General features: G+C 72.8%; 2 protein-coding genes (1 of these 2 running past the window's edge). Both read right to left on the reverse strand.

Annotated elements, in window-relative coordinates; translation table 11 throughout:
- Complete coding sequence (locus NQU54_RS49270) at positions 1 to 7206, reverse strand: non-ribosomal peptide synthetase (RefSeq protein WP_306278696.1); 7206 nt, start codon at positions 7204 to 7206, stop codon at positions 1 to 3.
- Positions 7206 to 14117 carry the final stretch of a non-ribosomal peptide synthase/polyketide synthase gene (locus tag NQU54_RS14095; RefSeq protein WP_257631366.1) on the reverse strand. Its footprint extends 13689 nt past the window's final position, so 6912 of the gene's 20601 nt are visible here — the last part of the coding sequence; the start codon falls outside the window, past its right edge; its stop codon occupies positions 7206 to 7208. Before NQU54_RS14095 ends, NQU54_RS49270 begins: the two co-directional genes overlap by 1 nt.

A 14117-nucleotide genomic window follows, 5' to 3' on the forward strand; every position in this document is an offset into this window, starting at 1 on the left:
TCACAGCCGGTCGGCGAGAAAACGTCCGATACGGGCCGCGTGACGGGCGTCGGTCATCAGATCTCCGTGGTTCGAGTCTACGGGGCAGATCTCGATCGACCCGCCTATCAGCGGTTGCCACAAGTTGACATCCAGCAGGGTTTCCTGGTCGGCGGGTTTCCGTTCCGCGGACACGAAAAGCATGTCCCCGTCGAAGAACCGGGGCACGTAGGACCGCATGATCCGGACATTGTTCACGTAGACGTCCTTGAGGGCCAGCACGTCCTGGGCCTCAAGGTGGTCGAGGTGCGCCATGGGGTGATTTCCCGCTTGCAGGAACTCCCGGAAGCGCAGCAGAACCCGCTCCTGATCTGCTATGAGCTCGGCCATGTCGAAGGTGAACCCCATGGCCCGCAGATTGTTCGCGACCACCTCGTGCTCCACCGGCTCCGAGTGGTCGCTGTGCTCCCCCGGCGGGTAGGAGTCGAGCACCGCGAGCATCCCGACCTCCTCGCCCTCCGCTCGCAGCCGGACGGCCAGGGCCTGCGCGGTCAGCCCGCCGAAGGACCAGCCGGCGAGCCGGTAGGGGCCGTGCGGCTGCACGGAGCGGATCCGGACGACATAGTCCTCGACCATCTCGTCCATGGACGCCGGGAGCGGTCCGGCGCCGTCGAGGCCGCGGGCCTGGACGCCGTAGACCGGCACCTCGGCGCCGAGGTGGCGGACCAGCCCCGAATAGCACCAGCTGAAGCCGCCTCCCGGGTGCAGGAAGAACAGCGGTGCTGCGGTACCGCGGGCGCGCAGGGGCAGCAGTGTCCCCGTCGAGTCGCCCTCCGCGGCCGCCTCGCCCGTCAGCAGGCGGGCCAGCGCGGCCGGTGAGGGCGCGTCGAAGACCGCGCGTACCGGCAGGTCGCCGCCCATCTCGTCGCGGATCCGGCCGACCAGCCGGGCGGCGAGGAAGGAGTGACCGCCGAGGTCGAAGAACTCGTCGTCGGCTCCGACCTGCTCCACGCCCAGGACCTCGGCGAACAGGGCGCACAGCGCACGCTCCTCGGGCGTCCTCGGCACGCCGGGCGCGGCACCGGTCCGGTACTCGGGCGCCGGCAGCGCGGCCCGGTCCAGCTTGCCGTTGGGCGTCAGGGGCAGTGCGTCCAGGGTGACGAACGCGGCGGGCACCATATGGTCGGGCAGGTGCCGGGCGGCGTGTTCGCGCAACCGGCGCGCCTCGGGCTCCTCGCCATGCGCCCCGACCACGTAACCGACCAGGCGCCGGTCCCCCGGCCGGTCCTCCCGCACGACCACGGCCGCGCGCGCCACCTCCGGCGCCGCGGTGAGGACCGCCTCGATCTCACCCGGTTCGATGCGGAACCCGCGGACCTTGACCTGGGTGTCGGTGCGCCCCAGATACGTGAACTGTCCGGCGCGGGTGAGACGGGCCAGGTCGCCGGTGCGGTACATCCGGGCGCCCGGCGGGCCGTAGGGATCGGCGACGAACCGCTCCGCGGTGCGGTCGGCGCGGGCGATATAGCCGCGGGCCAGGGCGGCTCCGGTGATGTACAGCTCTCCGGGGACGCCCGGCGGCACCGGGTTCAGCCAGGGGTCGAGCAGCCGCACGGCGGTGTTGTCGACGGGCCGCCCGATGGGGGCGGGGCCGGGCGTCCAGGTGTCGGGGTCCGCCGGGAGCGGGCAGGCCGTCACCACATGGGTCTCGGCGGGCCCGTAGTGGTTGTGCAGCCGCCGGCCGGGGCGGTCGGCGCAGAACGTGCGGATGGCGCCGTGCGGGGTGAGCGCCTCCCCGGCCTGTACCAGGTCGGTGAGGTGCGGCAGTTCGAGCCCCTGGGCGGTGGCGGCCTCGCATACGGCGTCGATGACCAGGTTGGGCGCGTACAGCTCCTGGACGCCCGTCTCGTGCAGCCACCGCGCCAGACGGGCCGGGTCGCGGCGGACGTCCTCGGGGCAGACCACGAGGGTCTTGCCGTGCAGCAGAGCGGAGAGGATCTCCTGAACGGAGACGTCGAAGCTGACCGCGGTGAACTGGGCCACCCGGGTGCCCGGTCCGCCCGGCAGTTGCGCCCGGTGCCAGTCCAGGAGGTTGGCGAGCGCGCCCGCGGGCATCACCACGCCCTTGGGGCGCCCGGTCGAACCCGAGGTGTAGATGACGTACGCCGGGTGCGCGGGGTCGAGCGGCCGGGTGCGCTCGTCATCGGTGACATCGGTCGCGGGGTACGCGGCAAGCGCTTCGGCGGCCCGCGGGTCGTCGATCGCGAACGTACGGCCGGCGAGCCCTTCCGGAAGGGCCCCGGCCAGTTCGCGGGTGGTCAGCACGAGGGCGGGGCGGGCGTCTTCGAGCATGAACGCGATGCGGCCGGCCGGGTACCCGGGGTCGACGGGCAGATATCCGGCGCCGGCCTTGAGAACCGCCGTGAGGGCGGTGACCAGGTCGGCCGACCGGGGCATGGCGACCGCGACGAGGTCCTCGGGGCCCACCCCGCGGTCGATGAGCAGCCGTGCGAGCCGGTTGGCGCGCGCGTTCAGCTCGGTGTAGCCGACCGCTCCGGCCGCGGTTTCCACGGCCACGCCGTGCGGGCCGCGGGCGACGGCCGCTTCGAACCGATCGGGCAGCGAGACGTCCGGCGCGGGGCGGACCGGGCCGTGCCCGCCGCTCAGCACCGTGGCCCGTTCGCCCTCGTCGAGGAGCGCCACCTCGCCCAGTCTCGCCTGCGGGTTCGCGGTCACGGCCGCCAGCAGCCGCAGGAGCCGCGCCACGATCCGCTCCGCCGTGTCGCGTTCGAAGAGATCGGTGCTGAATTCGAGACCCGCGTTCAGCCCGTCCACGCCGCCGTCGGGGGCGTGCCGCTCGGCGAAGGACAGCAGCAGATCGAATTTGGCCGTACCGGTGTCCGAGTCCAGTTGCTCGACGGCCAGGCCCGGCACCCCCACGCCGTCCTCGGGGGCCGCCGCGTCCGCCGCCTGCCGCCGCTCGGTGTTGTTGAAGGTGAGCATGGTCTGGAACACCGGGTGCCGGGACTGTGAGCGCTTGGGGTTGAGCGCCTCCACCAGCCGCTCGAACGGCAGGTCCTGATGGGCGTATGCCGCCAGGTCCGTGTCCCGGACACGGGCGATCAGCTCGCGGAAGGTGGGGTTGCCGGAGGTGTCGGTGCGCAGCACCAGCGTGTTGACGAAGAAGCCGACGAGATCGTCCAGGGCGTCGTCGGTGCGGCCGGCCACCGGGGTGCCCAGCGGGATGTCGGTGCCCGCCCCGAGCCGGGTGAGCAGCGCGGCGACCGCGGCCTGGACCACCATGAAGGGGCTGGCCTTGGTGGCGCGCGCCAGGGAGCGGATTCGCTCGTACAGCGGTCCCGGCACCTGGTAGGGGATACGTTCGCCGCGATGGGCGGAGGTGGCGGGGCGCGGCCGGTCGGCGGGCAGTTCGAGTTCGTCCGGCAGTCCGGCCAGGGTCTGCTTCCAGTAGGCGAGCTGACGCGAGATCAGGCTGTCCCCGTCGTCCTCGGAGCCGAGCACCTCGTGCTGCCACAGGCTGTAGTCGGCGTAGCTCACGGGCAGCGGCCGCCAGGCGGGGGCGGTGCCGTCGCGCCGTGCGGCGTAGGCGGAGACGATGTCACGGGCGAGCAGCGGCACCGACCAGCCGTCGCCCGCGATGTGGTGGACCAGGAGCAGCAGCACGTGTTCCCGCTCGCCGGTCTCCAGCAGCCAGACGCGCAGGGGGAGTTCCTCGGCCAGCTCGAAAGCGTACCCAACGGCGGCGGCGATCTCCCGCTCCAGGCGGTCCCGCGGCACATCGGGGACGACGGTCAGCGCGGGCCTGGCTTCCGGACCGTGCAGCACGACCTGGTACGGGCCTTCGGCGTCCTCGGCGAAGACCGTGCGCAGTGACTCGTGGCGCTCCGTGACGTCCATGAGGGCGTCCCGCAGCGCCGTGCGGTCCAGATCGCCGGTGAGCCTCAGCGCGAAGGGGATGTTGTACGTCGGGGAGGGGCCCTCGAATCGGTGCAGGAACCACAGCCGGCGCTGGGCGAAGGAGGCCGGGACGCGGTCGGGGCGCGGCTCGGCGGGCAGCAGCGCCGGCCGGGCCGATCCGGCGGTGTCGAGGGCGCGGGCGAGCCCGGCCACGGTCGGGGTGTCGAACAGCCGGCGCACCGCCAGCTCGGCACCGAACACCGAACGGATGCGCCCGGCGAGCCGGGTGGCGAGCAGCGAGTGTCCGCCGGCGTCGAAGAAGTCGTCGTCGATGCCGACCGACGGCAGACCGAGGACCTCCGCGAAGAGCCCGCACAGGATCTCCTCCTGGGGGCTGCGCGGGGCGCGGCGCGCCGCGGCGCCGGCGGCCGGACCGGTGTCGGGCACGGGCAGGGCCCTGCGGTCCACCTTGCCGTTGGCGGTCAGCGGCAGCGCGTCGAGGACGACGAACGCGGTGGGCACCATGTAGTCGGGGAGTTCGGCGGCGAGGTGCGCCCGCAGGCCCTCCGGGGAGGGGGTGGTGCCGCGCTCGGCGACGAGGTGGGCCACGAGGCGTTTGTCGCCGGGGCGCGGCTCCTGCACGGTGACGACGGTCTGGGCGACGCCGGGGTGGCTGCCCAGCCGCGCCTCGATCTCACCGAGTTCGATGCGGAAGCCGCGCAGCTTCACCTGTTCGTCCGCGCGCCCGAGGTATTCGAGGACGCCCTCGGGGCTCCAGCGGGCCAGGTCGCCGGTGCGGTACATACGGGCCCCGGGCGGGCCGTACGGGTCGGCGACGAAGCGTTCCGCGGTGATCCCGGGGCGCCGCCAGTAGCCGCGCGCCAGGCCCGCCCCCGCGATGTGCAGCTCGCCCGCGGTGCCGGGCGGCACCGGGCGCAGCCCGGTGTCCAGGACCATCAGCCGGGTGTTGTCCAGGGGGCCGCCGATGGGGACGGAGTCGGGGACCTCCCGCCCCCGGGGAAGCCGGTGCCGCACCGCGAACGTGGTCGTCTCGGTGGGCCCGTAGACGTCGACGACGGTCGTGTCGGGGCAGGCGCGCATCACACGGCGGACGGACGCGGCGGGGACCGCCTCTCCCCCGGTCCACACCTCCTGGAGGCCCGCGAAGTGTTCGGGCGCCTCGTCGGCGACGAGCTGGAAGAGGCCGGTGGTCAGGAACAACCCGGTGATCTCGTGCTCGACGAGCAGCTTGCCGAGCAGGTCGGCGTCGAGGTCGCCGGGCGGGGCGACGACGGCGGTGCCGCCGGTCAGCAGCGGCACCCACATCTCGTAGGTGGAGGCGTCGAAGGCGTGCGGCGAGTGGACCAGGACCCGGGTGTGGGCGCCGCCCGTGAACGAGCGGTCATGGGCGAGTTCGAGCACATGGCGGTGGGTGGCGGCAACGCCCTTGGGGGTTCCGGTGGAGCCGGAGGTGTGGCAGATGTAGGCGATCTGGTCGGCGTGGACGCGCGGCAGCGGATCCCCCGGCGCGGGATCGGGCTCCATGGCGCCGTCGTCCACGACGACCGACGGGAGTCCCAGGTCCGCGGCGCGGGCGGCGTTGGCCCGGTCGGTCAGCACCAGGGAGACACCGGCGAGGCCGGTGAGCAGACGCAGCCGGTCGGCCGGGTCGCGCTGGCGCAGCGGCACATACGCGCCGCCCGCCTTGAGGACTCCCAGCGCGGACACGACGACGTCGGCCGAGCGCTCCATGAGCAGCGCCACCGGGGTCTCCGAAGCCACTCCGAGCCGGGTCAGACGGCGCGCCAGCGCTTCGGAGCGGGCGTCGAGCGCGGCGTAGTCGAGCGCGTCGGCGCCGGTGCGGACGGCGGTGGCGTGCGGGGTGCGGGCGGCCTGGGCGCGGAACGCCTCCGGCAGGCCGAGGTCCGGGATGTCGGTGTCCGCGCCGTGGCCGAACGCGGACACGGCCCGGTGTTCGTCCCGGGAGAGCAGTTCGAGCCGGCCGACGGGCCGGAGCGGGTCGGTGGCGACCGCGGTGAGGACGCGCACCACGCGGTCCAGGACTGCGCGGGCCGACGTCTCGGGGATCAGATCGGGCTGGTGGTCCAGGCGCAGCCGCAGCCGGCCGCCGCGGCCGACCGCGACGAGCGCCAGCGGATAGTGGGCGGCATCGCGGTTGCGGGCACCGACGACGGTCAGGCCGTTCGCCCCGCCGGGCTTGTCGTTCCCGGCCGCGAGGTCCACGGGGTAGTTCTCGAACACCATGGTGGTGTCGAAGAGTTCACCGGCTCCGGCCAGCCGCCGCACCTCGGCGAGGTCGATCTGCTGGTGGGCCTGGAGCCGGGTCTGCTCGTCCTGGACCCGGCGCACCAGGTCCACCAGCGGCTCGCCGGGCCGCAGCCGCACCCGGACGGGCAGGGTGTTGATGAACAGGCCCACCATCGTCTCGACCCCGGCAAGTTCGGGCGGCCGCCCGGAGACGGTGGCGCCGAACACCACGTCGTCACGGCCGGTCAGCCCGCCGAGCACCACCGCCCAGGCGCCCTGCACCAGCGAGTTGAGGGTCAGCGCACGCTCCCGGGCGAGGGCCGCGAGCCCTTCGTGGACGGCGGGTTCGAGCTCGGCGTCCAGGCGGCCCGGCACGACCGCGGGCCGGTCGCCGGCCCGGGGCGCGACCAGGGTGGGGCCGTCGAGTCCGGCCACCGCCTCGCGCCACGCGGCCACCGCGGCGTCCCGGTCCTGGTCGGCGAGCCAGCGCAGATAGTCCCGGAAGGGCCGGACCCGTGGCAGCCCGCCGTCGTCGCCCCGGGACGCGTACAGCGCGAGCAGTTCGCGCAGCAGCATCGGGCGCGACCACCCGTCCAGCAGGATGTGGTGGTTGGTCAGGACGAAGCGGTGCCGGCCCTCGCCGAGCCGCAGCAGGGTGAACCGCATCAGCGGCGGCTTGCCGAGGTCGAAACGGCGCCGCCGGTCCGCCTCCAGCACCCGGTCCGCCGCCGCGGTGCGCTCGTCCTCGGACAGATCGGCGAGGTCGAATTCCTCCCAGGGGAGGGTCACCTCGTGCGGAATGAACTGGACGGGCCGGCGCAGGCCCGCGTAGCGGAAACCCGCGCGCAGATTGGCGTGGCGCCGCAGCAGGGCGCGGCACGCGGCGCGCAGCGCCTCCGGGTCGAGGTCGCCCTCCAGGTCCATGGTGTCCTGCACGACATAGACGTCCGGCGCCGCCTCGTCGTAGACGCTGTGGAAGAGCAAGCCCTCCTGAAGCGGGGCCAGCGGCAGGATGTCCTGCAAACCGGACTGCGTCGCCATCACATGGTCCTCCAGTCGTCTTCCAGCAACTCGATCTCGTCCTGGCTCAGCAGGCTCAGGGAAACGTCCGAGACGGTGAGCCCGCCCGCGTCGGGGCGCTCCGCGTGCTCGGTGAGGGCCGTGAGGGCCTGGAACCACAGGTCCGCCAGCGTGGCGACCTCGGCGCGGTCGAGGATGCCCTCCGCCCAGGTCCAGGTGGCGGCCAGTTCGGGTCCGCGCGGTCCGTCGTCGGTGCGGGCGTTCAGCTCCAGGGGGTGGGCGAGCGGCACCCGGGGGTCGGTGCCGCCGATGCCCGCGGCGCTGGCCAGCACGGTCCAGTCCGGGACCGTGGCGCTGCCCGCCTCCTCGGCGTCCGCGACCGTGAAGCGTCCCAGGTAGTTGAAGGCCACCTGCGGCTCGGGCAGGCCGGTGAACCCCGGTGCGGTGCCCGCGTTGAGATGCCGGACCAGGCCGTAGCCGATGCCCTTGTCGGGCACGGCCCGCAGCTGCTCCTTGATCCGCTTGACGGCCTCCCCCGCGGCCGGGCCCCCCGCGAACGCGTCGGTGAGGTCCGCGGCGCCCGGGTCGATCCGTACGGGATAGAGGCTGGTGAACCAGCCCACGGTGCGGGACAGGTCCACGGCGCCCACGAGGTCCTCCTCGCGCCCATGGCCCTCGAGGTCGAGGAGCACCCCGGCCGGCCGCCCGCCCGCGCCGCCTGCACCCCGGCCGCGCCAGCGGGCCCAGGCCAGGGCGAACGCCGTCAGCAGCACGTCGTTGACCTCCGCGGTGAACACCGACGGCACACGGGTGAGCAGCTTCTCGGTGACCGCCACCGGCAGCGTGACCGTCAGATGCGCCGCGCTCCCGTAGGTGTCCCGGGCCGGGTCCAGTGCCCGTCGGCCCAGGAGCGGGTCCCCCGGCCGCAGCACCTGCTGCCACCAGGCGGCCTCCGCCGCCCGCGCGGGCCTCGCCGCCGCCTCCGTCAGGCGCCGCGCCCAGCGCCGCAGCGAGGTGCCCACGGGCTGGAGTTCCGCCTCCCGCCCGGCGCTCACGGCCCGGAACGCCTCGGCCAGGTCGGGTACGAGGATGCGCCAGGACACCCCGTCGACCACCAGGTGGTGGACGAGGAGGAGCAGCAGGCCCGGTGTGTCGGCGCCGCGGTCGAACCAGACCACCTGGACGAGCCGCCCCGCGTCCAGGTCGAGGCGCTCCCGCGCGGCTTCGGTCTCCCGCCGTACGAGATCCCGCTGTGCCGGTTCCTCGAACCCGGCGGCGGCCACGCGGCGGACCAGGGACGCGGCGTCCACATCGCCCGGCCGCCGGATCTCCAGCCTTCGTTCGGGAGCGGCGGTGAGCCGGGCCCGCAGGGCGCCGTGGTGGTCGAGCACCGCCTGCACCGCGGACCGCAGATGCTCCTGGCGGAGGGGAGCGGGCACCTGGATGAGCCGCGACTGGTTGAACTGGTCGGCCGGACCGCCCCGTTCGAGGAACCAGCGCACGATCGGCGTCAGCGGTACATCACCGATGTCCGCCCCCGGCTCCTCCGCGGCCACGCGGACGGTCTCCGTGGCGATGTCGGCGAGCGCGGCGACCGTGCGGTGCTCGAAGACGTCGCGCACCGCGAGTTCGAGTCCGGCCCGCCGGGCGCGGCTGACGAGCTGGATGGACATGATGCTGTCGCCGCCGAGGTCGAAGAAGCCGTCGTCGATACCGACCCCGTCCAGCCCCAACACATCGGCGAACAACCCGCACAGCGTCTTCTCCCGCTCGGTGCGCGGACCCCGTCGGTCCGCCTCCGGCTTCCCGCCGTACACGGGCGCGGGCAGGGCGCGCCGGTCCAGCTTCCCGTTCAGGGTGAGCGGGAGCGCGTCCAGCGCGACCACGGCCGACGGCACCATGTGCTCGGGCAGGGCGGTGGCGAGATGGGCGCGCAGCGCGTCGGGCTCGGGGGTGGACCCGGCTCCGGCGGCCGGCACGGCATAGGCCACGAGGCGTTTGTCGCCTGGCCGGTCCTCGCGCAGGATGACCGCGGCCTGAGCCACCGAGGCGTGTGTCTCCAGCGCCGCCTCGATCTCGCCGAGTTCGATACGGAAGCCGCGCAGCTTGACCTGGTCGTCCACGCGGCCGTGGTACTCCAGCCGCCCGTCGGCCAGTCGGCGTCCGGTGTCCCCGGTGCGGTACATACGGCCCTCGCCGAACGGGTTGGCCACGAAACGCCCGGCGGTGAGCCCTGGCCGGCCGAGATAGCCGCGGGCCAGACCTGCTCCGACGACGTACAGCTCCCCGACGACACCCCTGGGGACCGGCCGCAGCCGCTCGTCCAACACATACACGGCGAGATCGGGGATCGGTTCGCCGATCACCGAGCCGGACGAGGCGGCGACGACGGCCTCGTCGAGCGCCACATGTGTGACATGCACGGTGGTCTCCGTGATGCCGTACATGTTCACCAGGGACGGGGCGTCGTCGGGGTGCCGGGAGTACCAGTCGGCCAGCCGGCCCAGCTCCAGCGCCTCGCCGCCGAAGACGACCTGGCGCAGGCGAAGCCGCGCGGCGGCCTCGGGGTTGTCCCGGTCGGCCGCCATGAGCTGGTAGAAGGCCGACGGGGTCTGGTTCAGCACGGTGACCCGCTCGTCCGCCAGCAGCTTCAGGAACCGGTCCGGGGTCCGGCTGGTCTCGTGGGAGACGACGACCAGGCGTCCGCCGTGCAGCAGCGGCCCCCACAGTTCCCAGACGGAGAAGTCGAAGGCGTAGGAGTGGAACAGCGTCCATACGTCGTCGGGGCCGAAGCCGAACCAGTGACCGGTCGAGTCCATCAGGCGTATCGCGTTGCCGTGCGGCACCTCGACGCCCTTGGGCCGCCCCGTGGATCCCGAGGTGTAGATGACATACGCGGTGTCCAGGGGCGAGAGTGCCACTTCCGGGTCGGCCGCGGGATACGGCTCCGACTCGGCGAGCACGTCGGGCGTGACCGTGAGGATCGGCCGCGCGTCGTCGATGACGTACGCGATGCGGTCGGCCGGGTAGGCCGGGTCGATGGGCACGTATGCCGCGCCCGACTTCAGTACGCCGAGGACCGCGACGACCAGCTCCTCGGTGCGGGGCATGCTTAAGCCCACATACCGCCGCGGGCCCGCTCCCCGCTCGCGCAGCAGATGGGCCAGCCGGTTCGCCCGCGCGTTCACCTCGGAATAGGTGAGGGACGTGGTCTCGTATGTCACCGCGACCGCGTCGGGAGTGGCGGCCACCTGCCGCTCGAACCTGGACACGATCGTGTCGCCGGGGGCGGAGGGGTGCCGTGGCGGCACGGTCAGCTCGCGCCGCTCGGCCGGGTCGAGGATCCGGAGGTCCTGTATCCGGACGGCCGGGTCCGCCGCCACCTGATCCAGCACGCGGACGAAGCGGTCGGCGATGCTCTGCGCGGTGGCCCGGTCGAACAGGTCCGTGCTGAAGTCCAGTGCACAGCCCAGCCCGGCCCCGGTGTCCCCGGCCGCCTCGGCGATCTCGAAGGAGAGGTCGAACTTCGCCGAGGGCGCCCCGAGCGGTCGTCCGGTGACGGTGAGCCCCGTCCGCGCGGTGAGGGGCCGAGCGGCGTTGTTCAGGTTGAGAACGGTCTGGAAGAGCGGGTGCCGGGCCAGCGAGCGCTCCGGGTTGACCACCTCGACCAGCCGCTCGAAGGGCAGGTCCTGGTGCGCGTACGCCTCCAGGTCCCGCGCCCGGACGCGTTCGACCAGTTCGGTGAAGGTGGGGTTGCCGGAGGTGTCGGTGCGCAGCACCAGCGTGTTGACGAAGAAGCCGACGAGATCGTCCAGCGCGTCGTCGGTGCGGCCCGCGACCGGCGTGCCGATGGGGATGTCACTGCCCGCCCCGAGCCGGGTCAGCAGGGTCGCCAGGGCCGCCTGGAGGACCATGTACAGACTCGCGCGATGCGCACCGGCGACCCGCACCAGCCGCTCGTACAGGCCCGGCGGCAGCTCGAACCCGACCCGGTCGCCCCGGTAGGAGGCGGCGGCCGGCCGTGGCCGGTCGAAGGGCAGGGCCAGCTCCTCCGGGAGCCCTTCCAGCGCCCGGGTCCAGTAGTCGAGCTGGCGGGCGATCTCGCTGCCCGCGTCGGCCTCGTCGCCGAGGAGGTCGCGCTGCCAGAGGCTGTAGTCCGCGTACTGCACCGGCAACGGCTCCCAGGCGGGAGCACGGCCGGTCGTCACGCGGGCCGCGTACGCCGCCGTCAGGTCACGGACCAGGACACCGCGCGACCAGGCGTCACCGGCGATGTGGTGGGTGAGCAGGAGCAGCGCGGAGCGGTCGGCCCCTCCGGTGCGGGGCCGGTCGCGGGGCAGAGCGCGGGGCAGGTCATCAGGCGGGGCAGCGGGCAGTGCATCGGACGGGACACCGGATAGGTCGGCGGATGGGTCGGAGGATGGGTCAGCGGATGCGTTCGCGGATGTGTCACCGGGCAGCTCACCGGGCAGGCGGAACAGCGCGGCGCGGATCGGAATCTCGCTGGTCAGGTCGAAGGCGTACGCGGCGGCGCCGCGCATCAGCCGGTCGACGGACGCCTCGTCGGCCACCCGCTCCACGAACAGCGGCACCCGCGCCTGCTCCGGCGCGAGAACCACCTGATAGGCACCGCCGGCCGCGTCGTCCGCGAAGACCGTGCGCAGGCTCTCGTGGCGGGCGACCAGGTCGGCCAGGGCCTGACGCAGCGCGTCCTCGTCCAGCGGGCCCGTCAGGTCGAGGGAGATGACCATGTTGTAGGCGTCGCTCGGCCCCTCCAGGTGCTGGAGGAACCACAGGCGTTGCTGTGCATGGGACAGCGGCACCCTGGCGGGTCGCGTCGTACGCACCACTCGGCCCCGCACCGCGGCGGACTCGTCGAGCGCTGTGGCGAGTTCGGCCACGGTGGGCGTCTCGAAGACGCGGCGTACGGCCAGTTCGGCGTCCAGGACGGTACGGATCCGGCTGACCAGCTTGGTCGCCAGCAGGGAATGGCCGCCCAGATGGAAGAAGTCGTCATCGATGGTCACCGACTCCACGCCGAGAACTTCGGCGAACAGGCCGCACAGGATCTCCTCGCGCGGCGAACGCGGCGCACGGCCTCCCGCGCCCTCAGGACCGTAGTCGGGCGCGGGCAGCACACGGCGGTTCAGCTTCCCGTTGGCCGTCAACGGGAAAGCATCCAGCGTGACGAACGCCGACGGCACCATGTAGCCGGGCAACTGGGCCGCCACATATTCGCGCACCTCGGCGCTGACCAGGCCAGCATCCGCCGCCGGGACGAGATAGGCCACAAGGCGCTTGTCACCGGGCCGGTCCTCACGCACAAGGACAGCGGCCTGCCCGACCCGGTCATGCCCCGCCAGCACCGCCTCGATCTCACCCAGCTCAATCCGGAAACCACGCAGCTTGACCTGATCATCAACCCGCGACAGATACTCCAGCTCACCATCGGCGGTCCACCGCACCACATCACCCGTGCGATACATCCGCCCACCCGACGAACCACCGAACGGATCGGCCACGAACCGCTCCGAGGTCAGGGCAGGACGCGCATGATAGCCACGCACCACACCCGCTCCGGCGATATACAACTCACCCGGCACCCCGACCGGCACCGGTCGCAACCCGCCGTCCAGCACATACACCCGGGTATTGGCGATCGGCCGCCCGATACGCGGGCTAGTCGCGTTTCCGGGGGTCACCGGCCACGCCGTCGACCAGATCGTGGTCTCCGTCGGACCATACAGATTCGTCACCGACTCAGCCCGGTCGGCCAGCGCCACCGCCAGATCAGCGGGCAACGCCTCACCACCCACCAACACCCGGACACCACCCAGCACGGCCGGGTCCTCGGCCAGCACCGCCCGCCACAAACTCGGCGTCGCCTGCATCACCGACACCCGCTGAGCCAGCAGGAGAGCGCACAAGGCCGCGGGGTCGCGCACCACATCCCGCTCGGCCACCACCACCGCCGCACCGCTGAGCAGCGGCACGAACAACTCCAGTCCCGCGATGTCGAACCCGACCGTAGTCACCGCCAGCAAACGGTCCTCGCCCGTGAGCTGGAAACGCCCAGCCATCGACACCAGGAAATTCACCAACGGCCCCTGCGGCACCACCACACCCTTCGGCCGCCCCGTCGAACCCGACGTATAAATCACATACGCCGCATGAGACGCGCCAGGCCGGGTGAGCCGCTCCTCCGCCCGCCTCCGGGCAAGCTCCTCCACAACCTCCGGCGCATCCAGCAGCACGCGGGGAACGTCCACATCCGGCAGCACGGCCGCCAGATCGCCTGTGGTGAGGACGAGTGTGGGGGCTGCGTCCCGGAGCATGTAGGCGAGCCGGTCGGCCGGATACTCCGTGTCCAGCGGAAGATACGCCGCCCCCGCCTTCCACACCGCCAGCAATGCCACCACCAGATCCACCGACCTCGGCAACGCCACCGCCACAAATCGCTCCGGCTTCACCCCACGCTCAGCCAACAATCGCGCCAAACGCCCAGTCCGCCTGTCCAGTTCGCGATACGACAGCGACACACCACCCGCCACCACCGCCACCGCATCCGGCGACCCAACCACCCGCTCCTCGAACAGCTCCACCACCGAACGACCCGGCACCTCACACACGGTGTCATTCCAAACCGACAGCACCGACCGGGACTCAGCCTCGTCCAACAGGTCGATACGGTCGAGCGGGGCGTCGGGCGCATCGACCATGCCCCGCAACACACGCAGGTACCGCGTGCCGAGCGTTTCGACCGTGTCCCGGTCGAACAGGTCGGTGCTGAACTCCAGCACTCCTCGCAGCCCGCCGGCTTCGTGCGGCTGCTCGGTGAAGGCGAAGGACAGGTCGAACTTGCCCACCCCGGTGTCAGCCGCCACCGGCGACACGGTGAGGTCGGGGATACCGGCCACGGCTTGGTCGGTGGC

The organism is Streptomyces malaysiensis subsp. samsunensis, from assembly GCF_024519315.1.
In the GTDB taxonomy this organism is placed as follows: Bacteria; Actinomycetota; Actinomycetes; order Streptomycetales; family Streptomycetaceae; genus Streptomyces; species Streptomyces malaysiensis.

Excerpts from the sequence above, each read along its gene's own strand:
- NQU54_RS49270 (WP_306278696.1), bottom strand. The coding sequence starts at position 7,206 with ATGGCGACGCAGTCCGGTTTGCAGGACATCCTGCCGCTGGCCCCGCTT.